Annotated in this window: 16 protein-coding genes; 8 read left to right on the top strand and 8 right to left on the bottom strand. The window is 71.6% G+C overall.

Annotated features, from left to right (window positions below):
• Window positions 1–129: 129 nt before the first annotated feature.
• From AB0N14_RS07065 to AB0N14_RS07045, 5 genes are read right to left on the bottom strand one after another with little or no spacing between them, the layout of a single operon-like run.
• Window positions 130–741, bottom strand: a complete 612-nt coding sequence (locus tag AB0N14_RS07065) for a Uma2 family endonuclease (RefSeq protein ID WP_366024684.1) — start codon at window positions 739–741, stop codon at window positions 130–132.
• Between the two features lie 35 nt (window positions 742–776).
• Window positions 777–1,937, bottom strand: a complete 1,161-nt coding sequence (locus tag AB0N14_RS07060) for an acyl-CoA dehydrogenase family protein (protein ID WP_366024683.1) — start codon at window positions 1,935–1,937, stop codon at window positions 777–779.
• A gap of 3 nt (window positions 1,938–1,940) precedes the next feature.
• Complete coding sequence (locus AB0N14_RS07055) at window positions 1,941–2,879, bottom strand: hydroxymethylglutaryl-CoA lyase (RefSeq protein ID WP_366024682.1); 939 nt, start codon at window positions 2,877–2,879, stop codon at window positions 1,941–1,943.
• The gene (locus AB0N14_RS07050; protein WP_366024681.1) at window positions 2,876–4,861 is read right to left on the bottom strand and encodes an acetyl/propionyl/methylcrotonyl-CoA carboxylase subunit alpha; all 1,986 of its coding nucleotides are present in this window, start codon (window positions 4,859–4,861) and stop codon (window positions 2,876–2,878) included. Before AB0N14_RS07050 ends, AB0N14_RS07055 begins: the two co-directional genes overlap by 4 nt.
• A 16-nt stretch (window positions 4,862–4,877) precedes the next feature.
• A complete protein-coding gene (locus tag AB0N14_RS07045) occupies window positions 4,878–6,494 on the bottom strand; it encodes a carboxyl transferase domain-containing protein (RefSeq protein ID WP_366024680.1) in 1,617 nt (538 codons plus the stop codon).
• Window positions 6,495–6,580: 86 nt separating this feature from the next.
• Between AB0N14_RS07045 and AB0N14_RS07040 the strand changes: the two genes are divergently transcribed.
• From AB0N14_RS07040 to tesB, 3 genes are all read left to right on the top strand, one after another.
• Entirely contained in the window at window positions 6,581–7,189 is a 609-nt protein-coding gene (locus tag AB0N14_RS07040; protein WP_366024679.1) for a TetR/AcrR family transcriptional regulator, read from the top strand.
• Between the two features lie 135 nt (window positions 7,190–7,324).
• Complete coding sequence (locus tag AB0N14_RS07035; RefSeq protein WP_366024865.1) at window positions 7,325–8,482, top strand: acyl-CoA dehydrogenase family protein; 1,158 nt, start codon at window positions 7,325–7,327, stop codon at window positions 8,480–8,482.
• Between the two features lie 35 nt (window positions 8,483–8,517).
• Window positions 8,518–9,384: an acyl-CoA thioesterase II gene (gene tesB, locus AB0N14_RS07030; RefSeq protein WP_366024678.1), complete on the top strand. Its 867-nt coding sequence runs from the start codon at window positions 8,518–8,520 to the stop codon at window positions 9,382–9,384.
• Between the two features lie 5 nt (window positions 9,385–9,389).
• Here tesB and AB0N14_RS07025 read toward each other — a convergent pair whose 3' ends face one another.
• Window positions 9,390–10,184: a phosphatase gene (locus AB0N14_RS07025; protein WP_366024677.1), complete on the bottom strand. Its 795-nt coding sequence runs from the start codon at window positions 10,182–10,184 to the stop codon at window positions 9,390–9,392.
• A 460-nt stretch (window positions 10,185–10,644) separates the two neighbouring features.
• Window positions 10,645–12,177: a helix-turn-helix domain-containing protein gene (locus tag AB0N14_RS07020; protein ID WP_366024676.1), complete on the bottom strand. Its 1,533-nt coding sequence runs from the start codon at window positions 12,175–12,177 to the stop codon at window positions 10,645–10,647.
• Between the two features lie 220 nt (window positions 12,178–12,397).
• Here AB0N14_RS07020 and AB0N14_RS07015 point away from each other — a divergent pair, with 220 nt between their 5' ends.
• From AB0N14_RS07015 to AB0N14_RS07005, 3 genes are all read left to right on the top strand, one after another.
• Window positions 12,398–13,858: a sodium:solute symporter gene (locus tag AB0N14_RS07015; protein ID WP_366024675.1), complete on the top strand. Its 1,461-nt coding sequence runs from the start codon at window positions 12,398–12,400 to the stop codon at window positions 13,856–13,858.
• Between the two features lie 106 nt (window positions 13,859–13,964).
• Window positions 13,965–14,972, top strand: a complete 1,008-nt coding sequence (gene speB / locus AB0N14_RS07010; RefSeq protein ID WP_366024674.1) for an agmatinase — start codon at window positions 13,965–13,967, stop codon at window positions 14,970–14,972.
• Window positions 14,969–16,654 carry a thiamine pyrophosphate-binding protein gene (locus AB0N14_RS07005; RefSeq protein ID WP_366024673.1) on the top strand — a complete coding sequence of 562 codons (1,686 nt, stop codon included), beginning with the start codon at window positions 14,969–14,971 and terminating at the stop codon, window positions 16,652–16,654. Before speB ends, AB0N14_RS07005 begins: the two co-directional genes overlap by 4 nt.
• Here the strand turns inward: AB0N14_RS07005 and AB0N14_RS07000 are convergent.
• Window positions 16,647–18,941: a glycosyltransferase family 39 protein gene (locus AB0N14_RS07000; protein ID WP_366024672.1), complete on the bottom strand. Its 2,295-nt coding sequence runs from the start codon at window positions 18,939–18,941 to the stop codon at window positions 16,647–16,649. The two genes, AB0N14_RS07005 and AB0N14_RS07000, sit on opposite strands and share 8 nt — an antisense overlap.
• Window positions 18,942–19,271: 330 nt before the next feature.
• Here AB0N14_RS07000 and AB0N14_RS06995 point away from each other — a divergent pair, with 330 nt between their 5' ends.
• Both AB0N14_RS06995 and AB0N14_RS06990 read left to right on the top strand, forming a co-directional pair.
• Window positions 19,272–20,135 (top strand): serine hydrolase, encoded by an 864-nt coding sequence (locus AB0N14_RS06995; protein WP_366024671.1) that lies wholly within the window; start codon window positions 19,272–19,274, stop codon window positions 20,133–20,135.
• 181 nt (window positions 20,136–20,316) lie between these two features.
• Window positions 20,317–24,111 carry an ABC transporter ATP-binding protein gene (locus AB0N14_RS06990; protein WP_366024670.1) on the top strand — a complete coding sequence of 1,265 codons (3,795 nt, stop codon included), beginning with the start codon at window positions 20,317–20,319 and terminating at the stop codon, window positions 24,109–24,111.
• Window positions 24,112–24,164: the final 53 nt, after the last annotated feature.

Raw genomic sequence — 24,164 nt, 5'->3', positions numbered from 1 at the left:
ATGTCCAGAGGGTCAAGCGGGTTCCGGACCGCCGTCATGGAGACCGTGCCGCGTGCGTACGGGGACGAAAAGAACCCCGACGGCCCGGTGATCAGGGTGTCCGTCGGGGTTGTGCTCATCGGAGGGTCGTCACACAGTGGATGACCCGTCGTCAGGGGTGCTCTCGCCGTTCCCGGCCTTGCCGTATCGGGGGAAGGCGGAAGTGTCCACGGTCCAGGAGCCGAACGGTACCGAGTCCCCGAAGATGTAGGGCTCCTTGCGGGTGTAGCGGTCCTTGCACGGTTCGGAATGGACCTCGATGGTGCCCGTCCGGGGATCGACGATCATGTAATGGGCGATGCCCATCGCCGGGTACTCGGTGAGCTTCTCGCCGTAGTCGTTGTCCGGGTTGGACGGCGAGACGATCTCTACGACGGCCAGTACCTGTGTCGCGTCCACGGCGAGGCCTTCCTCGTCGAGGACGTGCTCCGGGATGACGACGGCGTCAGGACGCCGCATGCGGCCGATCGCCGGGTGCTCGATCTCGGGGCCGTTCGCGCAGATGCAGCCGGGGTGGGTGGCCAGGAGTTGCTCGTCCAGCTGCTTGCAGATGCGGCGGATGGTCCCCTCGTGCCGCTTCGAGGGGCTCGTCATCGCCAGGAAGGGGCCGGACGGGCCGATCTCGACGGTCCAGGCCCCTTCCAGGTGCTCCGCGTACGCCGCCAGCTTCTCAGCGATGGCGCGCATCTTCGCGTAGTCCATGCTCCCAGCGTACTGAGGCTTCCGTTCCAGACCGCTCAGCCCGCCAGTCCCAGCTCCCGGGCGATCAGCATCCGCTGTACCTCGCTCGTGCCCTCCCCGATCTCCAGGATCTTGGAATCGCGCCACATACGGGCCACCGGGTACTCGTTCATGAAGCCGTAGCCGCCGTGGATCTGGGTCGCGTCGCGCGCGTTGTCCACCGCGACCGTGGAGGAGTGGAGCTTCGCCAGGGCCGCCTCCTTCTTGAAGGGTTCGCCGGAGACCAGGCGGGACGCGGCGTCGCGCCAGGCCAGGCGGGCCGTGTGGGCCTTCATCTCCATGTCGGCGATCTTGAACTGGACGGCCTGGTTGGCGCCGATCGGACGGCCGAAGGCGTGACGTTCCTTCGCGTACTTCACCGACTCGTCCACACAGCCCTGCGCCAGGCCCGTCGCCAGGGCCGCGATCGCGATACGGCCCTCGTCCAGGATGCGCAGGAACTGGGCGTAGCCCCGGCCTTCCTCGCCCAGGAGGTTCTCCGCGGGGACACGGACGTCCGCGAAGGACAGCTCCCGGGTGTCGGAGGCGTTCCAACCGACCTTCGAGTAGGGGGCGGCGACCGTGAACCCGGGCGTGCCGGAAGGGACGATGATCGAGGAGATCTTCGGGCGGCCGTCCTCCGTGCGCCTGGTGACCGCCGTGACGGTGACCAGGCCCGTGATGTCCGTGCCCGAGTTGGTGATGAAGCACTTGGTGCCGTTGATCACCCACTCGTTCGTCGACGCGTCCAGGCGGGCCGTCGTGCGGGTCCCGCCCGCGTCCGAGCCGGCCTCCGGTTCCGTCAGGCCGAACGCGCCCAGGATCTCGCCCGAACACAGGCGCGGCAGCCACTCCTGCTTCTGGGCCTCCGTGCCGAATCGGTAGATCGGCATCGCGCCGAGGGATACCCCGGCTTCCAGCGTGATGGCGACCGAGGAGTCCACTCGGGCCAGTTCCTCCAGCGCGATGCCCAGCGCCAGGTAGTCGCCGCCCATGCCGCCGTACTCCTCCGGGAACGGCAGCCCGAACAGGCCCATACGGCCCATCTCGCGGACGATCTCGTACGGGAACTCGTGCCGCTCGTAGAAGTCGCCGATCTTGGGCGCCACGACGTCGTGCGCGAACTCCTCGACCGTGCGCCGGAGTTCCTCCAGCTCGGGGGAGAGGTGGTGGTCCATGGGTCACTCCTTGTGGGAGAGGGCTCGGACGGTGCGGGAGGGGCTCGGCCGGTCCAGGTGTGCGGCCATCCACACGCTTGTGGCGGTGAGCCGGCCGAGGTCGACCCCGGTGTCGACGCCGAGGCCCTGGAGCATCCAGACGAGGTCTTCGGTGGCGAGGTTGCCGGTCGCGGACTTGGCGTAGGGGCAGCCGCCGAGGCCGCCCGCGGAGGCGTCGACGGTCGTCACGCCGTGCTGGAGCGCTGCCAGGGTGTTGGCGAGCGCCTGGCCGTAGGTGTCGTGGAAGTGCACGCCGATCGCGCTGGTGGGCACGCCCTCCTCGTTCAGCTGGGAGAGGAGGGCCTGGACATGGCCCGGGGTCGCCACCCCGATCGTGTCGCCCAGGCTGAGCTCGTCGCAGCCCATGTCCATGAGGGCCTTGCAGACGCGGACGACCTGGTGGATGGGGACCGGGCCCTCCCAGGGGTCCCCGAAGCACATCGACAGATAGCCGCGGACGTGCACCTTCTGCGCCTTCGCGCGCGCGACCACCGGTTCGAACATCGCCAGCGCCTCGTCCATCGTGCGGTTGAGGTTGGCCTTCGCGAAGGACTCGGTGGCGCTGGCGAAGACGGCGATCCGGCGGGCGCCCAGCGCGAGGGCGCGGTCCAGGCCGCGTTCGTTCGGGACGAGGACCGGGAGCTCGACGGGCAGTTCGCCGACCAGCGGGAACAGTTCCTCCGCGTCGGCGAGTTGGGGCACCCACTTCGGGTGCACGAAGCTCGTCGCCTCGATCGTCGTCAGGCCCGCGTCCGCGAGACGGCGGATGAAGTCCGCCTTCACCTCCGTCGGTACCGTGCGCTTCTCGTTCTGCAGGCCGTCGCGCGGGCCGACCTCGTGGATCCTCACCCGGGCGGGGAGGTCCTGCACCGGTACGACCATGGGCAGTTCACGAACGGTCATCGTTCTGCCTCCGTGTCGTCCTCGGGGCCTTCCTCATGCGCCGCGATCACGGCCAGCACCTGGTCCATGGCGACCGTGGTGCCGGGGGAGACGTCCAGTTCGGTGACGGTCCCGGCGTGCGGGGCGGAGATGACGTGCTCCATCTTCATCGCCTCCACCACCAGCAGGCTCTGCCCGGCCGTCACCTCGTCGCCGACGGCCACCTTGACCACCGTCACCGTGCCGGGCATGGGCGCGGTCAGCGAGTCGGTGCCGGAGCGGGCGGCCCCGGTGAGGGACGCGGCGACCGGGTCGTGGTCGCGCACGTGCCAGGCGTCGCCGTCGCGGCCCAGCCAGTCGCGGGCGCGGTGGAAGGTGTGGCGTACGCCGTCCAGGACGACGGACACGTGGTCCTCGGTGACCGTGTGGGTGCCCCGGGGTGTGTACTGCACCGGCTCGTGCACCCGCAGCGGGAAGGCGACCGGCTTGGGTTCGCCCCCGAGCCGCCAGCCGCTCGGCACGGAGAACGGGTCGATCCAGCCCTCCCCGCGCGGAGTCAGCGCGTCCAGACGTACGGCAGTGGCGGCCTCGTAGACCTCGTCCGGCACCTCCGTCGGGATGAGCGAGTCGACCTCGCGCTCCACCAGCCCCGTGTCCAGCGCACCCGCCACGACCGCCGGATGGGCCAGCAGTCGGCGCAGGAAACCGGCGTTGGTCTGCACTCCCAGGGTGACCGTCTGCGCGAGCGCCGCGCGGAGCTTGCGCAGCGCGGTCGCGCGGTCCGGGCCGTAGGCGATGACCTTCGACAGCATCGGGTCGTACAGGCTGCCCACCTCGGTGCCCTGGGACAGGCCCGAGTCGGTGCGGATTCCGTCGCCCTGCGGTTCGTGCAGCCTCAGCACCGTGCCGCCCGACGGGAGGAAGCCCCGTGCAGGGTCCTCCGCGCAGATACGGGCCTCGATCGCATGCCCCGTGAGGGTGATGTCGTCCTGCTTGAAGGACAGAGGCTCGCCCGCCGCCACCCGTAGCTGGCACTCGACCAGGTCCAGGCCAGTGATCAGCTCGGTCACCGGGTGCTCCACCTGGAGGCGGGTGTTCATCTCCATGAAGTAGAACGAGGAGACGGGGGGTTCGGGGGGTGTCCCCCCGACAGGCGCAGTGCCGCCCGGCACGATGAACTCCACCGTGCCCGCGCCCTCGTAGCCGCAGGACCGGGCCGCCTGGACCGCCGCCTCGCCCATCGCCGCGCGCGTGGCCTCGTCCAGGAGCACGCTCGGCGCCTCTTCGATGATCTTCTGGTGGCGGCGCTGGAGGGAGCACTCGCGCTCGCCCAGATGCACCACGTTCCCATGGCCGTCCGCCAGGACCTGGATCTCGATATGGCGGGGGCGGTCGATCCACCGTTCGACCAGGAGCGTGTCGTCGCCGAAGGCGGTGCGGGCCTCGCGGCGGGCGGCGGCGATCTCGTCGGCCAGCGCCGACGCGTCCCGCACCAGCCGCATGCCCTTGCCGCCGCCGCCCGCGCTGGGCTTGAGCAGCACCGGCATGCCGATCTCGCGGGCGGCCTCGGCCAGCTCCGCGTCCGTCAGCCCGCTGCCGTTCGACCCCGGTACGACCGGCACCCCGGCCGCCCGCACCGTCTCCTTGGCCCGGATCTTGTCGCCCATGAGCGCGATCGCGTCCGCAGGCGGCCCGATGAACACGAGCCCCGCCTCGGCGCACGCACGCGCGAACGTCGCGTTCTCCGCGAGGAAGCCGTACCCGGGGTGCACCGCCTGGGCTCCGGTCCTGGCGGCGGTCTCCAACAGGCGCTCCACCGACAGATAGCTCTCGGCCGCCGGGGCCGGTCCGATCCGTACCGCCGTGTCGGCCTCGCGGACGTGCCGGGCGTCGGCGTCGGCGTCGGAGAAGACGGCCACCGAGCGCACGCCCATCGACCGCAGCGTGCGGATGACGCGGACGGCGATCTCGCCCCGGTTGGCCACAAGCACTGTCTCGAACATCGTCGTCAAGCCCCCCTCACATCCGGAAGACGCCGAACTGGGGTTCACCCAGGGGCGCGTTGGCGCACGCGGTCAGGGCCAGGCCCAGCACCTGGCGGGTCTCCAGCGGGTCGATCACGCCGTCGTCCCACAGGCGGGCCGTGGCGTAGTAGGCGTTGCCCTGGCGCTCGTACTGGTCGCGGATCGGGGCCTTGAACGCCTCCTCTTCCTCCGCCGCCCACGACTCCCCGCGGGCCTCCAACTGGTCGCGCTTGACGGTCGCGAGGACCGAGGCGGCCTGCTCGCCGCCCATCACCGAGATCTTGGCGTTCGGCCACATCCACAGGAAGCGCGGTGAATAGGCCCGGCCGCACATCGAGTAGTTGCCCGCGCCGAACGAGCCGCCGATCACCACCGTGAGCTTCGGTACGCGCGTGCAGGCGACCGCCGTGACCATCTTGGCGCCGTGCTTGGCGATGCCGCCCGCCTCGTAGTCGCGGCCCACCATGAAGCCGGAGATGTTCTGCAGGAACACCAGCGGGATGCCGCGCTGGTCGCACAGCTCGATGAAGTGGGCGCCCTTCTGGGCGGACTCGGAGAACAGGATGCCGTTGTTGGCGACGATCCCCACCGGGTGGCCGTGGATCCGGGCGAAGCCGGTGACCAGGGTCTGCCCGAACTCCGCCTTGAACTCGGCGAAGCGGGAGCCGTCCACCACGCGCGCGATGACCTCGCGGACGTCGTAGGGGGTGCGGGAGTCGACCGGCACCGCCCCGTACAGCCCGTACGCGTCCACCTTCGGCTCGGCCGACGGGACGACCTCCCAGGGCAGCGTCCCGCGCGCGGGAAGCGTGGCGACGATGTTCCGCACGATCCGCAGCGCGTGCGCGTCGTCCTCCGCCAGGTGGTCCGTCACGCCGGACACACGCGCGTGGACCTCGCCGCCACCGAGCTCCTCGGCGGTGACGACCTCGCCCGTGGCCGCCTTCACCAGGGGCGGTCCGCCCAGGAAGATCGTGCCCTGGTTGCGCACGATCACGGCTTCGTCGCTCATCGCCGGGACATACGCCCCGCCAGCCGTGCAGGAGCCGAGGACGGCCGCGATCTGCGGGATGCCGGCGCCGGACATCCGCGCCTGGTTGTAGAAGATCCGCCCGAAGTGCTCGCGGTCGGGGAAGACCTCGTCCTGCATGGGGAGGAAGGCGCCGCCGGAGTCGACGAGATAGACGCAGGGCAGGCGGTTGTCGAGGGCCACCTCCTGCGCCCGCAGGTGCTTCTTCACCGTCATCGGGTAGTACGTGCCGCCCTTGACGGTGGCGTCGTTGGCGACGATCACGCACTCGCGGCCGCTGACCCGGCCGATCCCGGCGATCACCCCGGCGGCCGGCGCCTGCCCGTCGTACATCCCCTCGGCGGCCAGCGGGGCCAGCTCCAGGAAGGGCGAGCCCGGGTCCAGCAGGGTGTCCACACGGTCGCGCGGCAGCAGCTTGCCACGCGCGGTGTGGCGCGCGCGGGCCTTCTCGCCGCCGCCCAGCCGGGCCGCGGCCAGCTTGGCGTGCAACTCCTCCACCAGCGCGCGGTGCGCCACCTCGTTGGCCCGCCAGGCCTCCGACGCGGGGTCTGCCGCGCTCGTCAGCTCCGGTGCCTCCTGCATCCTGCGGTCCCCTCACCTTGTTAATGAGCGTTAACGCATTTCCTTCAGGTTAACGACCGCTAACCTCCCTGTCTAGAATTGTTTTCATGGCCACGAGAACCGACGCCACCACCCGTCGCGAGCAGATCCTCAAGGAGGCCGCGCGGCTGTTCGCCGAACGCGGCTTCCACGGCGTCGGGGTCGACGAGATAGGGGCCGCGGTCGGCATCAGCGGACCCGGTCTGTACCGGCACTTCGCGGGCAAGGACGCCATGCTCGCCGAGCTGCTCGTGGGGATCAGTGGGCAGCTGCTGACCGGGGCCAGGCGGCGGGTCGCCGAGGCCGACGGGGGCCCCGACGGGCGGAGCCCGGAGGCGGTCCTCGACTCGCTGATCGAGGGGCACATCGACTTCGCGCTCGACGACCGTCCCCTGATCACCCTGCACGACCGCGAGCTGGACCGCCTCCGGGACAGCGACCGCAAGCTGGTGCGCCAGCTGCAGCGGCAGTACGTCGAGCTGTGGGTGGAGGTGCTGCGGGAGGTGTACCCGGGGCTGGCGGAGCCGGCCGCCCGCTCGGCGGTGCACTCGGTCTTCGGCCTGCTCAACTCGACCCCGCACCTGGGGCGGCCGGGCTCCCTGCCGGGGCGGGCGACGACGGCGGAGCTGCTGCACCGGATGGCGCGGGGGGCGTTCGCGGCGGCGGGCGGGCAATGAGCCGGGGTCCTGCTCCGCAAGCGTGACGAGCGTTACGGCTGGGTGGCTCTGGACTGCCGTGCCTACTCGCCGGTACGGTGATGTCTGAGCAAGCGCTTAGACATGGCCGGAAGTATCCAGCTGGAGGTGGCGGCGGTGCGCCGTACTGTGTTCAACGAGGACCACGAGGCGTTCCGGGAGACCCTGCGCGCCTTCATCGAGGCCGAGGTCGTACCGGTGTACGACGAGTGGTTCGCCGCGGGCCAGGCGCCGCGCGACTTCTACTACAAGCTCGGCGAGCTGGGCATCTTCGGCATCAGCGTGCCCGAGGAGTTCGGCGGCGCGGGCCTGGACACCCACAAGTTCGAGGCCGTCCTCTACGAGGAGACCGCGCGCGCCGGCGTGCAGTTCGGCGGCTCCGGCGTGCACGTCCTGCTCGCCCTGCCGTACATCAAGATGCTCGCCACGGACGAGCAGAAGAAGCGCTACCTGCCGAAGTTCGTCACCGGCGAGGAGATGTGGGCCATCGCGATGACCGAGCCGGGCACCGGCTCCGACCTCGCGGGCATGAAGACCACCGCCAAGCTCTCCGAGGACGGCACGCACTACGTCCTCAACGGCGCCAAGACGTTCATCACCGGAGGCGTCCACGCCGACCGCGTCATCGTCTGCGCCCGCACGGCCGCCCCGCGCGAGGACGACCGCCGCTTCGGCATATCCCTGTTCGCCGTGGACACCAAGTCCGAGGGCTACTCCATCGGCCGCAAGCTGGACAAGCTGGGCCTGCGCACCTCCGACACCGCCGAGCTGGCCTTCGTCGACGTCAAGGTGCCGACCGAGGACCTGCTCGGCGAGGAGAACAAGGGCTTCTACTACCTCGGGCACAACCTGGCCTCCGAGCGCTGGGGCATCGCCTTCGGCGCCTACGCGCAGGCCAAGGCCGCCGTCCGGTTCGCCAAGCAGTACGTGCAGGAGCGCACCGTCTTCGGCAAGCCGGTCGCCCACTTCCAGAACACCAAGTTCGAGCTGGCCGCCTGCCAGGCCGAGGTGGACGCGGCGGAGGCCGTCGCCGACCGCGCGCTGGAAGCCCTGGACGCCGGCGAGCTGACCCCGGCCGAGGCCGCCTCCGCCAAGCTGTTCTGCACCGAGGTCGCCCACCGCGTCATCGACCGTTGCCTCCAGCTGCACGGCGGCTACGGCTACATGAACGAGTACCCGATCGCCCGTCTGTACGCCGACAACCGCGTCAACCGCATCTACGGCGGCACCAGCGAGATCATGAAGACGATCATCGCCAAGGACATGGGTCTGTAAGGTCCCCGAAAAAAGTGCCGGATACAACTGACGCCATGAGTCAGGCACTTCAGTCCCTGCTCGATCTGCTCGACCTGGAGCGGATCGAGCGGGACATCTTCCGTGGCCAGTCCCGGTCCGCCGTGGTCCCACGCGTCTTCGGCGGGCAGGTCGCGGCCCAGGCACTGGTCGCCGCGGGGCGCACCGTCCCCGAGGAACGGCACGCGCACTCCCTGCACGCGTACTTCCTGCGCCCCGGCGACCCCGGCGCGCCCATCGTCTACACCGTAGACCGCATCCGCGACGGCCGCTCCTTCACCACCCGCCGGGTGGTCGCGGTCCAGCACGGGCAGCCGATCTTCCACCTCTCCGCGTCGTTCCAGACGTACGAGGAGGGCCTGGAGCACCAGGCGCCGATGCCGCCCGCGCCCGATCCCGCCACGCTGCCCACCTCACAGGAGCGGCTGCGGGGCTACGACCACCTCGCCCCCGAGGTCGTGGAACGGTTCCTGGAGGCCCGCGAGGCCGTCGACCTGCGCTACGTCGACGAGCCGCCGTACGGCAGGTTCGGGGAGCCGCGCGAGCCGCACTCCCAGGTGTGGTTCCGCACCAACGGCAAGCTCGACGACGACCCCCTGCTGCATGTCGTCCTCGCCACCTACGTCTCCGACATGACGCTCCTCGACTCGGTGCTGCTCGCGCACGGGCGCGGCGGCTGGGCCGTCGGTGACGTCGTCGGGGCCTCGCTGGACCACGCCATGTGGTTCCACCGGCCGTTCCGGGCCGACGAATGGCTGCTGTACGACCAGGAGTCGCCGTCCGCTTCCGGGGGACGCGGGCTGGGCCAGGCCCGTATCCACACCCAGGACGGGCGGCTGGCGATCTCGGTGATCCAGGAGGGCGTGGTCCGCGTCCCCCGCTGACCCGATCAGTCCTCCGTCAGGCCCGCCGCGTGCAGCAGGTACGCCGTCAGCGGGTCGTAGTGGCGGGGGCTCGTGACGTGGTCGTCGAGGGGGACCGTCACCTGGACGGTGCCCTCGGCCTCGGCGATGAAGAGCGCCGGGTCGTTGCAGTCGGCGTACCCGACGGAGTCGATGCCGAGCTGTCCCGCGCAGCCCGCCCAGCCGTGGTCGGCGACGACCAGGTCGGGCAGGGGGCGTCCCTCGGCCTCCAGGCCCTTCAGGATCGCCCGCATCGGCTCGCCCGAGTGCGTGTGCCACAGGGTGGCGCCGTGCTCCAGGACGGCCACGTCCGCGAACTGCATGACGTACCCCTCGTCCGTCCGCAGCCCGTCCGGGATCACGACGATCTCGCAGCCGGCGGCGCGCAGGGCGGCGGCGGTGGCGCGGTGCACGTCGAGAAGGCCGCCGGGGTGGCCGGTGGCGAACAGTACGCGCTGCCCGCCGTCGGCGGCCTTGCGCAGGCGGGCCGCGAGCCGTTCCAGTGCGTCGACCGTCAGTTCCGGGTCGATGGTGTCCTGGCCGTAGCGGTACTCGGGGTCGTCGTTGACGCCGCAGCGCTCCGCCATGACCGCGAGAACGTCCTGTTCGTCGGTCCACCGGTCGCCGAGCTCCAGGCCGAGCCAGAAGTTCCGGTCGCCGTTCGCGAGCTTGCGGTAGTGGGAGAGGTTGTTCTCGCGGGGCGTGGCGACCTCGCCCGCGATGCGGGTCCGGACGAGGTGGACGAGGAGCTCGGCACGGCTGGGGATCCCGGGTATCGGCATGCCCACCATTCTGCCGGGGCGCTCCGGTCGGGCCGCGGGTGTTTCGTTCCGTGGGATGTGCGTCACTCCCTGGCCGGGGTGGCCGTCGGGGCGTTGGCCCACCCGCCCACCCGTCTCGGTTGGGTGAGCTGTGCCCTATTGGGCGGGCGTGGTCGGTCGGGTGGCGGGTGCGTGCGGGTGCGGCGTCGTGTTCTAGGTGGCCTGAGTACGCGGCTGCGCCGGGGCGACGGCCCGACCGGCCTGCGCCGGGGCGGTGGCGGCGCCGAGCGGGGGCCGTGCCGGCGCAGGGGGCTCGGGCCGCGTCAGCTGTGGCGCCGGGCGTGGCGCCACCGGGATGGTGGCTGTCGGGCGGGGGCCGTGGCGGGGCGACGGTCGCCCCGCCCGCGCCGGGGCGGTGGGCGGGGCCGTTTTGGGATAGAGGGCTCGTGCCGCGTCAGCCGCGGTCGAGGTTTGCCGCCTGTCAGTCCGTCGGCCCCTGCTTCAGCGCGAACCACAGCTCCATCCGCACGTCCGCGTCGTCCAGGTCCACCCCCAGCAGTACCGCACACCGCGCGATCCGTTGCCGGACCGTGTTGCGGTGGACCGACAGGGCGACCGCCGTGCGGTCCCAACTGCCGTGCAGGGACAGCCAGGTGCGCAGTGTCTCGGTGAGGGCGGTGCCCTGGGCCAGCGGTGCCAGCAGCGTGCGGGCGTGCAGCTCGGCCTCCGCGGGCGGGACCAGGTCCCCCAGGCCCGTGCGCTCGCCGTGCCGGACCAGCGCGGTGCGGGTCGCGCGGGCGCGGGCCAGGGCGCGGGAGGCCCGGGTGTCGGCGGCGGCCCAGTCGCGCGGGGCGGCAGGGGCGCTGAGGCCCAGGGTCCAGCCGGGCTGCGGGGCCGGTTCGCGGTCGGCCGGGACCAGGACCCGTACGAACCCGTCCCCGAGATCGACCAGCGTGGACCCGAGCGCGGCCCCGAGCGCGGACACGGCCACGGCGTCCGGCGCCGGTCCGTCCCGGGTGGGCCGGGCGTGCACCACCACCCACCGGTCCCCGCCGAGCAGGGGCGCGACCGCCTCCGGCGGGGCGCCGAGCAGCAGCCGTACGAGCGCCGAGGAGCGGGCCGCCTCCGCCCCGGTCTGGTGCTCCCCGGTGAGGAGCGTGAGGAGCACCGCCGCGACGGAGGCGATGGTGTGGTCGCCGGGGTCCCGTCGCGCTGCCGCCACCCCGAGCACGAAGCCCTGCCCGGTGCCGAGGGCGTAGGCGGCGAGATGGGTGTCGGCGACCGTGTCGCTGGCGGAGGCGGGGGTCGGACCCGCGGGGGCGGCCGGGCGGACCACTCCCGCCAGCTCGCCCAGCGCCCGTACCGCCTCCTCGGGTGCACGCCCCGCCCCCGCCAGTTCCGCGCCGTCCGGTCCGTACAGCACCGCCCGGCCGCCCACCCGCTGCGCCAGCTGCCGCAGCACCGACGGCACCGGGTCCGGGCGGGACGCCGCCGCGGCCAGGCTCTGCTGGGCCTCCGTGACGCGGCGCAGTTCCGCCAGCCGTGCCTGGGCCATCAGCTGCCAGACCGCGCGGGCCACGCCCGAGAACGTCGTCTGCGGCGGGACCTCCAGCAGTGGCAGCCCGTGGTGGTCGCAGGCCGCCACCAGCGCCCGCGGCACCGTGTCGTGCACCGGCGCGAGGCCGAAACCGAGCGCCGCGCCGCCCGCCGCCACGATCCGGGAGACATAGTCGTCGAAATAGTCCCCCAAGCTCTCCGCTTCGCTCGAGCAGGGGGCACCCCCGTCTGAGCCCGCCGCCTCCGGGATGTGCACGCCCGCCGTCAGCAGCAGCTCGCCGCCCAGCAGGTACGGGTAGGGGTCCGCCATCTCCGAGGTGTGCGCCCAGTGGATCGCCGTGTCGGCGTCCCTGGGCCCGGCGATCTGCCGCAGGGCCAGGTCCTCGCGGGCCAGCAGGGCGGAGAGCGGTACCGGTGGCGTCGGCGGTACCACCGGCGCCGAGGGCGTGTCCGGCATGGTGGACGGTTCCTCCATCCCGTGCGGTTCAGATGGATGAAACGTACACTTCGCAGTCGCTTTCCGGCCACCTAATGTCAGTCCAGACCGGCAGCCGCGGGTACGGGCGGATGTCCCCGCGAGCCCCTGCCGTCCCCGGTCGAGCCGAGCGGCCGACCGCGTCCCCGAGATCCATCTGCACGACACGCCACCGGGAAGTGCGCGAAGGAGGGCCCCACACATGGCCGTCGACTACACAGTGATCGTCGTCTATCTGGCCGGCATGCTGATCATGGGCTGGTGGGGCATGCGCCGCGCCCGCTCCAAGAGCGAGTTCCTGGTGGCCGGGCGCCGCCTCGGGCCCGCCATGTACTCCGGCACCATGGCCGCGATCGTCCTCGGCGGCGCGTCCACCATCGGCGGTGTCGGCCTCGGCTACCAGTACGGGCTGTCGGGCGCCTGGATGGTGTTCACCATCGGGCTCGGCCTGCTCGCCCTCTCGGTCTTCTTCTCCGCCCGCATCGCCCGCCTGGAGGTCTACACCGTCTCCGAGATGCTCGACCTCAGATACGGCGGCCGGGCCGGCGTGATCTCGGGCGTGGTCATGTGGGCGTACACCCTGATGCTCGCGGTCACCTCGACCATCGCCTACGCCACCATCTTCGACGTCCTCTTCGACATGAACCGGACGCTCGCGATCATCCTCGGCGGCTCCATCGTCGTCGCGTACTCCACGCTCGGCGGCATGTGGTCCATCACGCTGACGGACATGGTGCAGTTCGTCGTCAAGACGATCGGCGTGCTGCTGCTCCTGCTGCCCATCGCGGTCGTCAAGGCGGGCGGCTTCAGCGAGATGAAGGCCAAGCTGCCGACCTCGTACTTCGACCCGCTGGGCATCGGCGGCGAGACGATCTTCACCTACGTCCTGATCTACACGTTCGGCATGCTGATCGGACAGGACATCTGGCAGCGCGTGTTCACCGCGCGCAGCGACACGACCGCCAAGTGGGGCGGCACGGTCGCCGGCAGCTACTGTCTGGCCTACGCGCTCGCCGGCGCCGTCATCGGCACCGCCGCCAAGGTCCTGTACCCGAAGCTGAGCAGCCCGGACGACGCGTTCGCGACCATCGTGAAGCAGGAACTCCCCATCGGTATAAGGGGGTTGGTGCTCGCCGCCGCCCTCGCCGCGGTGATGTCGACCTCTTCCGGTGCCCTCATCGCGTGTGCGACCGTCGCCAACAACGACATCTGGTCGCGGCTGCGCGGTGTCGTGCGCCGTGACGAGGGGGCGCACGACGAGGTGAGGGGCAACCGCGTCTTCATCCTGATCATGGGGGTGGCGGTGATCGGCACGGCCATCGCGCTGAACAACGTGGTCGAGGCGCTGACCGTCGCGTACAACCTGCTGGTCGGCGGTCTGCTGGTCCCGATCCTGGGCGGCCTGCTGTGGAAGCGCGGAACCGTCCAGGGCGCGCTCGCCTCGGTGGTGGTCGGCGGTCTCGCCGTCATCGGCCTGATGGCGTCCTACGGCATCCTCGCCAACGAGCCCGTCTACTACGGTCTGCTGGCTTCGCTCGGCGCCCACGTCGTCGTGTCGCTGGTGACCAAGCCGACCGACGAGGCCGTCCTGGCCGCGTGGCGGGAGCGGCTCGCCGGGCGCGGCGCGGCGAGCGCGGAGGAGCCCGCGGCGGTGGGCGCCTGACCCTGTTGCTTCGGCCCGGCCGCCAGGGGGCGGCCGGGCCGGGCGGGGCCTGCCTGAGGGCTCCGCGACACTGGAAGAAACACGCATTTCCTGGAGGAGTCCGACGATGAGCAGCACCGAGAACCCCGCAGCAGGCGGCAGCCGGCCCCGCGGCCCCGTCGACTCGTCCCGCATCCCGCGGTACGCGGGACCCGCGACCTTCGCCCGGCTGCCCCGCCTCGACGAGGTCGGCACCGCGGACGTCGCCGTGGTCGGCGTGCCGTTCGACACGGGCGTCTCCTACCGCCCGGGCGCCCGCTTCGGCGGAAACGCGATCCGTGAGGCGTCCCGCCTGCTGCGCCCGTACAACCCGGCGCAGGACGCCTCCCCCTTCGCGCTCGCCCAGGTCGCGGACGGCGGCGACATCGCCGTGAACCCGTTCAACATCCACGAGGCGGTGGAGACCATCGAGGCCGCCGCCGACGAACTCCTCGGCACCGGCGCCCGCCTGATGACCCTCGGCGGCGACCACACCATCGCACTCCCACTGCTCCGCTCGGTGGCCAAGAAGCACGGGCCGGTCGCGCTGCTCCACTTCGACGCCCACCTCGACACCTGGGACACCTACTTCGGCGCGGAGTACACGCACGGCACCCCCTTCCGCCGCGCCGTCGAGGAGGGCATCCTCGACACCTCCGCGCTCTCCCACGTCGGCACCCGCGGCCCGCTCTACGGCAAGCAGGACCTGACCGACGACGAGAAGATGGGCTTCGGCATCGTCACCTCCGCCGACATCTACCGGCGCGGCGCCGACGAGGTCGCCGACCAGCTGCGCCAGCGCATCGGCGACCGCCCGCTGTACATCTCCATCGACATCGACTGCCTCGACCCGGCGCACGCCCCCGGCACCGGCACCCCGGAGGCGGGCGGCATGACCTCCCGCGAACTCCTCGAGATCCTCCGGGGCCTCGCGTCCTGCAACCTGGTCTCGGCGGACGTCGTCGAGGTGGCGCCCGCCTACGATCACGCGGAGATCACGTCGGTGGCCGCGTCCCACACGGCGTACGAACTGACGACGATCATGACTCGCCAGATCGCGGCGGCCCGCACCGGTGAGGAGACCGAGAGCAAGTGACCCACGACCACGACCTGGTCCTCCGTCCCACCGCCGCGCAGACGGAGGCCGCACTCAATCCTTCTCCCGGCCGCAACGGCGGAGACCTGGTCGTGGAGACCCTGGCCGGGCTGGGCGCGACGACGGTCTTCGGCCTGCCCGGCCAGCACGCGCTCGGCATGTTCGACGCGCTGCGCCGCTCGGCTCTGCGGTACGTCGGGCTGCGGGTGGAGAACAACGCCGGGTTCGCGGCGGACGCGTACGGCCGGATCACCGGTGAGGCGGCACCGCTGCTGCTCTCCACCGGCCCCGGCGCGCTGACGTCCCTGGCGGCGCTCCAGGAGGCCGCGGCCGCATCGGCGCCCGTGCTGGCCATCAGCAGCCAGATCCCGACCGCGGGCCTGGGCGGCGGCCGCCACGGCTATCTGCACGAACTCCCCGACCAGGCGGCCTCGTTCCGGGGCGTGGTCAAGTCGGTCCATACGGTCCGTACGCAGTCGCAGATCCCGTCGGCGATCGCGCAGGCCTGGAAGTCGGCGCTGACGGTGCCGCACGGGCCGGTGTGGGTGGAGATTCCGCAGGACGTACTGCTCGCCGAGACAGGGCTGCCGATGGTGACGGCGGTGGACGCGACCCCGGACGAGCTGCCGCCGCGTCCGGAGCTGACGGCGGTGGCGGCGGACCTGCTGTCGCGCGCCGACCGCCCGGCGATCATCGCGGGCGGGGGAGTGGTCAGGTCGGACGCGTCCGGAAAGCTGCTGGCGCTCGCCGAGAAGCTGAACGCCCCCGTCGTCACCACCTTCGGCGGCAAGGGCGCCTTCCCCTGGGAGCACCCGCTGTCCCTCCAGTCCTGGCTGGAGGACCGCCACACCACGGACTTCCTCGAGGACGCGGACGTCCTGCTCGTGGTCGGCTCGGGCCTCGGCGAACTCTCCTCGAACTACCACACGTTCAAGCCGCGCGGCCGGGTGATCCAGATCGAGGCGGACCTCGGCAAGCTGGAGTCCAACCACCCGGCCCTCGGCATCCACGCGGACGCCCGCCTGGCGCTGCAGGCGCTGCTGGAGACGGTGGAGGCGCGGGAGGACGAGGTGGCTCCGGAGCGCGTACGGGCGCTGCTCGCGAAGGTGGCCGAGCGGATCGCCTCGCAGGACCTGACCCTGGAACAGCAGGTGCTGGCGTCGGTTCGCCGCGCTCTCCCGGACGGCTCCCCGTCCTTCTGGGACATGACGATCCTGGCCTACTGGGCCTGGTCGGCCTTCGACGCGAAGGCTCCCAACACCATGCACTCCGCGCAGGGAGCGGGCGGTCTCGGCTACGGCTTCCCGGCGGCCCTCGGCGCGGCGGCGGCGGACCCCACGCGCCCGGTCCTGGCCGTGTCCGGCGACGGCGGCGCCCTGTACTCCATCGCGGAACTGGCGACGGCGCGGCAGTACGGCCTCGACGTCACCTGGCTGATCGTCGACGACGGCGGCTACGGCATCCTGCGCGAGTACATGACGGACGCCTTCGGCCAGGCCACGGCGACGGAACTGACCCGCCCCGACTACGTGGCCCTGGCCGAGTCCTTCGGCGTCCCGGGCGTGCGTACGACCCCCGAGACCCTGGAGGCCGACCTGGCGAAGGCCCTGGCTGAACCAGGGCCTTCGGTGGTCGTCCTGCCGGCGCTGCTGCGGATGTTCGCGCCGACACACCTCAGCTGACGTCGGACGGGTCCAGGCGGTAGAGCGTCGACTGGCTGGACCCCGACGAGGAGTTCCCTGTCGTGGTCTTGCTGTAGGCGCTCTCCTTCACCGCCGTGCCGTGCTTCTGGACCCAGGACGTCACCGCGGAGCTGAGGCTGTTGTTGCCGCCGCCGGGGCCGCCCCCCATGCCGCCGCCGAGCTGGATGTAGTGGAGTTGGCCCTTCTTCACCAGCTCCTCGAGCTTGGCGACGGTCATCGCCTGATCGGTTCCGGTGAAGCCCCACATGGAGATGACCGGTACGTTGCTGCTCAACTCGATCTGCGCCGCGCCCTGCGAGTTGGAGACCGCGAGCAGCCACTCGGCCCCGTCCCGGTGCTTCTTCAGGTAGGCGATGAGCTCGCTGCTCGCCCCGCCCATGCCACCGGGGCCGCGGCGCAGGCCACCGAAGCTGCCGCGCGTGCGGTCATTGCCGGTCGTACCGTCCTGGGTGCTGCCGGGCTCGCCGCCGGTGCCGTTCGGGGGCGTGCCGCCCATCTCGGCGTTGCCGCCGCCCTGTTGGCCGCCGGGGAAACCGCCGCTGGGCGCGCCGCCGGCCCCGGCGTTCTGGCCTGAGCCCTGCTGGGTGCCGCCCGGCATCCCGCCGTTGCCGGGGTCGCCGTTGCCGCCGAAGCCGCCGCGGTTGCCGCCCGGCCCGCCGCCGAAGCCGCCGCGGTTGCCGCCCGGCCCGCCGCCGAAGCCGCCGCCCGTGGAGGGACCGGCGGTCGGGTTCGTACCGCCCATGCCGCCGCCGCCCGAACGGGACGGCACCGACCAGGCGTACGCCGCCGGGCCCGCGAGCGCCGCGACCACCGCCGCGGCGACGGAGGCCGCCAGGAGCCGGACGCGGTTGCCCGAGCGGAAGACGAACAGGCCGACGACCGCCCCCGCCATGACCACACCGATGGCCGGCCACAGCCAGGTGTTCCAGCCGGAGGCCCGGCGCAGCAGCACGATCGCCCAGACGGCCGTCACGGCCAGTCCCACCGGAAGCACCCACGCCCAGCGCTTGTCGGCGCGGAACGCGCGCAGCAGCATCGTGCCGCCACCCCCGCACAGGGCCGCGATACCGGGGGCGAGCGCGGTCGTGTAGTACGGGTGCATGGTGCCCTCGGCCATGGCGAAGGTCAGGTAGTGCAGCGCCGTCCAGCCGCCCCACAGCAGCAGCGCCGCCCGCGTCAGGTCGGTGCGCGGGGCGCGGCCGCACAGGATCAGGCCGCCGACGCAGGCGATGGCCGCGAAGGGGATCAGCCAGGAGATCTGGCCGCCCAGGATGTCGTTGAACATGCGGCCGATGCCCGCGCTGCCGGAGAAGCCGCCGCCGCGACCGCCGCCCCCGCCGTTGCCCTCGCCGCCGAAGACGCGGCCGAGGCCGTTGTAGCCCATGATCAGGTTCCATGCGGTGCCGTCCGTGGAGCCGCCGATGTACGGCCGTTCAGAGGCGGGAACCAGCGAGACGGCCGCCGCCCACCAGAAGCTGGAGACGGCCAGGACCACGGCCGCGATCAGCAGGTTCACGATCCTTCCCCAAGCTCTCGGCTTCGCTCGAGCAGGGGAGACCCCAACGACCACCGGCAGCCGGGTCGCGTACAGGTAGACCAGGAAGACGGCGGGCAGGGCGATGTAGCCCTGGAGCATCTTCGTGTTGAAGGCGAGTCCGAAGCACAGCGCCGAGCCGAGCAGCGGCAGCAGCCGGCCGTTCGTCACCGCGCGCAGCGCGAGCGCCGCCGCGCCGACCATCAGCAGAACCAGCAGCGTGTCCGGGTTGTTGTCCCGGTTGATGGCGACCGTGATGGGCGTCAGCGCGAGCACCAGCGCCGCGACGGCCGCCGCCCCGTGGCCCCACACCCGCTTCACGGAGGAGTGCAGGATCCAGATGGTCGCCAGTGCGGCGACGATCATCGGCGCCATCATCTGCCAGGTGCCGAAGCCGAACACCCGGCACGACAGTCCCATGACCATCAGCGCGAGCGGCGGTTTGTCGACGGTGAGGAAGTTGCCCGCGTCCAACGAGCCGAAGAACCACGCCTTCCAGCTCTGGGTGCCGCTCAGCACGGCCGCGCTGTAGAAGCTGTTCAGGCTCGATCCGGAGAGGTTCCAGGAGTACAGCACCGCGGCCAGCGCCAGGATGGCGAGCAATGCCGGCAACGACCAGCGCGGCGCGGTGCCGCTGTCGGGGGACGGACCGTGGGGCGGCCCGGCGACCGGTGAACCGGGGACCGGGGGGCGGCCGGGGACTTCGGAGCGAGAATGCGTGGCAGAGGTCACCAGTGCACCATGCAGGGACGCCATGGGTACGCACTGTGGTCAGCCTGGGCGTGAGCTGTGGATGGGTGAGATCCCGGTAAGAGGACGGCAAGTGAGACGTTCCTCACAGGGGGCGCCGTGATTGCGGGCGTGAATCGGCCTGCGAACGACTATGTGACCGAACTCGCCTACAACTTTCGGACATTCCCGTGAGTCAATAGGGCACGAGCGCGCCGGGGGCGCGCTTTTGTCCATGTAAGAGGATGGTCAACCTCTATGACTCACCGGATATCCGGCATTTTCCCGACATCTCAGAGAGCTCGGGTCCTCGCGGCCGGGCTCGGCGTCGGCATGCTCGTACCGTTCGTGGCGGCCGCCACGCCCGCTGCGGCCGCCACGCCGACCGTCAGCTGCACCTCGGGCAAGGCGGGCCTTGCCGCCAAGCTGCAGAAGGACATCACCTCGGCCCTCGCCGGCCGCCAGGGCACCGTCGCGGTCGGCCTGTACGACCGCTCCACCAACACCACCTGCTCGTTGCGCGGCACGTCCGCCTACGACTCGGCCAGCGTGGTGAAGGTCACCGTGCTCGCCACCCTGCTGTGGGACGCGAAGAAGCACAACCGCTATCTGACGAGTCGTGAGAACAGTCTCGCCACGGCCATGATCACGAAGTCGGACAACAACGCCACCAGCACGCTGTGGAAGCAGCTGGGCCTGACGAAGATCAAGGGCTTCCTCACCGCCGCCGGCATGACCCAGACCAAGCCGGGCGCGAACGGCTACTGGGGCCTGACCCAGATCACCGTGCAGGACGAGCAGAAGCTGCTCAAGCTCCTCACCGCGAAGAACTCCGTGCTGAGCGACAACTCCCGCGCGTACGAGCTGAAGCTGATGGCGAACGTCATCTCCTCACAGCGCTGGGGCACTCCGGCCGGCGCGCCCTCCGGCGTGGCCGTGCACGTCAAGAACGGCTGGCTGCAGCGCTCCACGCACGGCTGGCGGGTGCACAGCGTCGGCACGTTCAACGGCCGCGGCCACGACTACATGATCACCGTGCTGACCTGGGACAACAGCACGATGAACTACGGCGTCACCACCATCCAGAACGTGGCGAGGGCCATCCACAAGGACCTGGTGCCGACGACGTCCACCACCAGCACGTTCGTGCCCACGAGCACGCCGCAGGAGGCGTACCCGGCGGCTCCCGCGAGCTGACACGGTCGAACTCCCGGTGATCATGAATCCGGTCCGGACGGCGCGGCCCTCCTACCCGCGCGGTCCGGACGGCGCGGCTCTCCTACCCGCCGGTACGAGTCCGAACATTGCGGAGGGATGAAATCCGCTGCTGACGGCGTTGGTGCCTTCCGGTAGACCAGGTCTGAAGGAGGGCACCGGCGTGGCAGAGCACGAGGGGGAGCATCGCGGGTGGGCGCGGCGTCTCGCGGGGTACGCCTGGCGGTACCCCAAGGACGTCGTCCTCGCCTTGGGCTCCTCCCTCGCCGGCATGGCGCTCACGGCCCTGGTGCCCCTGATCACCAAGGTGATCATCGATGACGTCATCGGGAACCACAGCAGGCCCATGGCCCCCTGGGCCGGCGCGCTGATCGGCACGGCCGTCCTCGTCTACGTCCTCACCTACATCCGCCGCTACTACGGCGGCCGGCTCGCCCTGGACGTCCAGCACGACCTGCGGACGGACATGTACGGGACGATCACCCGGCTGGACGGGCGCCGTCAGGACGAGCTGTCCACCGGCCAGGTGGTCGGCCGCGCCACCAGCGACCTCCAGCTGATCCAGGGCCTGCTCTTCATGCTCCCGATGACCATCGGGAACGTCCTGCTCTTCCTGGTCTCCCTGATGGTCATGGCCTGGCTGTCGCTGCCGCTGACCCTGGTCGCCCTGGCCGTCGCGCCCGCCCTGGGGTTCATCGCCAAGCGCAGCAGGTCCCGCCTGCACCCGGCGACCTGGTACGCCCAGGCCCAGGCCGCCGCCGTGGCGACCGTGGTCGACGGCGCCGTCAGCGGCGTCCGTGTGGTGAAGGGCTTCGGGCAGGAGGAGCAGGAGACCGGCAAGCTCCGCGAGGTCGGGCGCCGGCTCTTCGCGGGACGCCTGCGGACCATCCGGCTGAACGCCAAGTACACCCCCGCCCTCCAGGCCGTGCCCGCCCTCGGCCAGGTCGCCATGCTGGCGCTCGGCGGCTGGCTCGCGGTGCGCGGGCACATCACGCTCGGCACGTTCGTCGCGTTCTCCTCCTACCTCGCGCAGCTCGTCGGCCCGGTCCGCATGCTCGCCGTGGTCCTCACCGTCGGCCAGCAGGCCCGCGCGGGCGCCGAGCGGGTCCTGGAGCTGATCGACACCGAGCCGTCGCTCAAGGACGGCACCAAGGAACTGCCCGCCGACGCTTCCCCAAGCTCGACCGTCGAGTTCGACGACGTCTCCTTCGCGTACGAGGACGGGCGCCCGGTCCTGGACGGGCTCTCCTTCGAGATCCGCCCCGGCGAGACCCTCGCCGTCGTCGGCTCCTCCGGCTCCGGGAAGTCCACGGTCTCGCTGCTGCTGCCGCGCTTCTACGACGTCACGCACGGTGCCGTCCTCGTCGGCGGCCACGACGTGCGGGAGCTGACCCTGACGTCCCTGCGCGCCGCGATCGGGCTGGTCCCCGAGGACTCGTTCCTCTTCTCGGACACCGTCCGCAACAACATCACCTACGGCCGCCCCGACGCCACCGACGAGGAGATCGAGCGGGCCGCGCGCGCCGCCCAGGCGGACCGTTTCATCGCCGAGCTGCCCGACGGCTACGGCACCAAGGTCGGCGAGCACGGCCTGACCCTCTCCGGCGGCCAGCGCCAGCGCATCGCGCTCGCCCGCGCCATCCTCACCGACCCCCGGCTGCTGGTCCTCGACGACGCGACCTCGGCGGTGGACGCCCGCGTCGAGCACGAGATCCACGAAGCCCTGAAACAGGTCATGGAGGGCCGCACGACCCTGCTGATCGCCCACCGCCGCTCCACCCTGAACCTCGCCGACCGCATCGCGGTCCTCGACGGCGGCCGTCTCGCCGACATCGGCACCCACGAGGAGCTGCAGGAGCGCTCCGCCCTCTACCGTCGCCTCCTCACCGACCCCGACGAGCTGGGCGGTGTCTCCCCGAGCCACGCCCAGCCGGCCGCGCCGTCGGAGGACACCAGTGTCCGGGACGAGCTGGACGCCGAGTTCGACGCCGAGCGCGGCGTCACCCCGCGGCTGTGGACCGGCGACCGCGAGCCCAAGGACCACGCCCTCGCCGGCACCCCGGCGACCCCCGAGCTGCTCGCCCAGGTCGAGGAGCTGCCCCCGGCCACCGACACCCCGGGCGTCGACGAGGCACGCGCCGTCCGGCCGGAGGAGTCCTACGGCCTCACCCGGCTGCTGCGCGGCTTCGGGCTGCCCCTGCTCGCCAGCCTCGCCCTGGTCGCCGTGGACGCGGGCATGGGGCTGCTGCTGCCGATCCTGATCCGGCACGGCATCGACCAGGGCGTGTCCCGGATGGCCGTCGGCGCGGTCTGGTCCGCGTCCCTGCTGGCGCTGGTCTCCATACTGATCCAGTGGGCGGCGCAGGTCGGTGAGACCCGGATGACCGGACGCACCGGCGAACGCGTCCTGTACTCCCTGCGGCTGAAGATCTTCGCCCAGCTCCAGCGGCTCGGCCTTGACTACTACGAGCGGGAGCTGACCGGCCGGATCATGACGCGGATGACGACCGACGTCGACGCGCTGTCGACGTTCCTGCAGACGGGGCTGGTGACGGCCTTCGTCTCCGTCGTCACCTTCTTCGGCATCATGGCCGCGCTGCTGGTGATCGACGTACAGCTCGCCCTCGTCGTGTTCGCCACGCTGCCGCCGCTGGTCGTGGCGACCGTCTTCTTCCGCCGGGCCAGCGTGAAGGCGTACGAACTCGCCCGTGAGCGGGTCTCGGGGGTCAACGCGGACCTCCAGGAGTCGGTGTCCGGGTTGCGGATCCTGCAGGCGTTCCGGCGCGAGCGGGACAGCGGGCGGCGGTTCGCCGAGGGGAGCGACTCCTACCGCCGGGCGCGCATCCGCGGCCAGTGGCTGATCTCCGTCTACTTCCCGTTCGTGCAGCTGCTGTCGTCGGTGGCCGCGGCGTCCGTGATGATCGCGGGCGCCCACCGGGTGGAGGCCGGGACGCTGACGACGGGTGCCCTGGTCGCGTACCTGCTGTACATCGACCTGTTCTTCGCGCCGGTGCAGCAGCTCTCCCAGGTGTTCGACGGCTACCAGCAGGCCACGGTGTCGCTGGGCCGCATCCAGGAACTCCTCCAGGAGCCCACCACCACGAAGGCCGCCGAGGAGCCGCTGGAGGTGCTGTCGCTGCGCGGCGACATCGCCTTCGAGGGCGTCCACTTCGCCTACGGCGACGATGAGGAGGCGCTGACCGGCGTGGACCTGACGATCCCGGCCGGGCAGACCGTCGCGTTCGTCGGCGAGACCGGCGCGGGCAAGTCGACCCTGGTCAAGCTCGTCGCCCGTTTCTACGACCCCACGCGCGGCCGGGTGCTGGTCGACGGCACCGATCTGCGCTCGCTGGACCTGACCTCGTACCGGCACCGGCTCGGCGTGGTCCCGCAGGAGGCGTACCTGTTCCAGGGGACCGTCCGGGACGCCATCGCGTACGGGCGTCCGGACGCGACCGACGCCGAGGTGGAGGCCGCGGCCCGGGCGGTCGGCGCGCACGACATGATCGCCCGCCTCGAGGGCGGCTATCTGCACGAGGTCGCCGAGCGCGGCCGCAACCTGTCCGCCGGACAGCGGCAGTTGATCGCGCTGGCCCGCGCGGAACTGGTGGACCCCGACGTCCTGCTGCTCGACGAGGCGACCGCCGCACTCGACCTGGCCACCGAGGCCCAGGTCAACCAGGCCACGGACCGCCTCGCCGGCCGCCGTACGGCCCACCCGTCGCCCGACCACCACCCCTCATCGAGCGCTTACGCGCGCACCACCTTGATCGTGGCGCACCGCCTGACCACGGCCGCCCGCGCCGACCGGGTGGTGGTGATGGACCACGGCCGCATCGCGGAGGACGGCACCCACGAGGAACTGCTGCGCCGCGGCGGGCGGTACGCCGACCTGTGGCGGACGTTCGTGGGGGCGCCGGAACCGGGGCAGGAGGAGCCGGTCGGCTCCTCGGCCTGACGCCCCGTCGAATCCAGGAAATTCTGCGGAGATTGCCCCAAGCGTTCGAAAAT

The sequence above is a fragment of the Streptomyces sp. NPDC051104 genome (genome assembly GCF_040682835.1).
GTDB classification, from domain to species: domain Bacteria; phylum Actinomycetota; class Actinomycetes; order Streptomycetales; family Streptomycetaceae; genus Streptomyces; species Streptomyces cynarae.
This window is presented reverse-complemented; position numbering and strand designations above follow the sequence as displayed.

Excerpts from the sequence above, each read along its gene's own strand:
- AB0N14_RS07025 (WP_366024677.1), bottom strand. The coding sequence starts at position 10,184 with ATGCCGATACCCGGGATCCCCAGCCGTGCCGAGCTCCTCGTCCACCTC.
- speB (WP_366024674.1), top strand. The coding sequence starts at position 13,965 with ATGAGCAGCACCGAGAACCCCGCAGCAGGCGGCAGCCGGCCCCGCGGC.
- AB0N14_RS07045 (WP_366024680.1), bottom strand. The coding sequence starts at position 6,494 with ATGCAGGAGGCACCGGAGCTGACGAGCGCGGCAGACCCCGCGTCGGAG.
- AB0N14_RS07065 (WP_366024684.1), bottom strand. The coding sequence starts at position 741 with ATGGACTACGCGAAGATGCGCGCCATCGCTGAGAAGCTGGCGGCGTAC.
- AB0N14_RS07040 (WP_366024679.1), top strand. The coding sequence starts at position 6,581 with ATGGCCACGAGAACCGACGCCACCACCCGTCGCGAGCAGATCCTCAAG.
- AB0N14_RS07015 (WP_366024675.1), top strand. The coding sequence starts at position 12,398 with ATGGCCGTCGACTACACAGTGATCGTCGTCTATCTGGCCGGCATGCTG.
- AB0N14_RS06995 (WP_366024671.1), top strand. The coding sequence starts at position 19,272 with ATGCTCGTACCGTTCGTGGCGGCCGCCACGCCCGCTGCGGCCGCCACG.
- AB0N14_RS07055 (WP_366024682.1), bottom strand. The coding sequence starts at position 2,879 with ATGACCGTTCGTGAACTGCCCATGGTCGTACCGGTGCAGGACCTCCCC.
- AB0N14_RS07060 (WP_366024683.1), bottom strand. The coding sequence starts at position 1,937 with ATGGACCACCACCTCTCCCCCGAGCTGGAGGAACTCCGGCGCACGGTC.
- tesB (WP_366024678.1), top strand. The coding sequence starts at position 8,518 with ATGAGTCAGGCACTTCAGTCCCTGCTCGATCTGCTCGACCTGGAGCGG.
- AB0N14_RS07020 (WP_366024676.1), bottom strand. The coding sequence starts at position 12,177 with ATGCCGGACACGCCCTCGGCGCCGGTGGTACCGCCGACGCCACCGGTA.
- AB0N14_RS07050 (WP_366024681.1), bottom strand. The coding sequence starts at position 4,861 with ATGTTCGAGACAGTGCTTGTGGCCAACCGGGGCGAGATCGCCGTCCGC.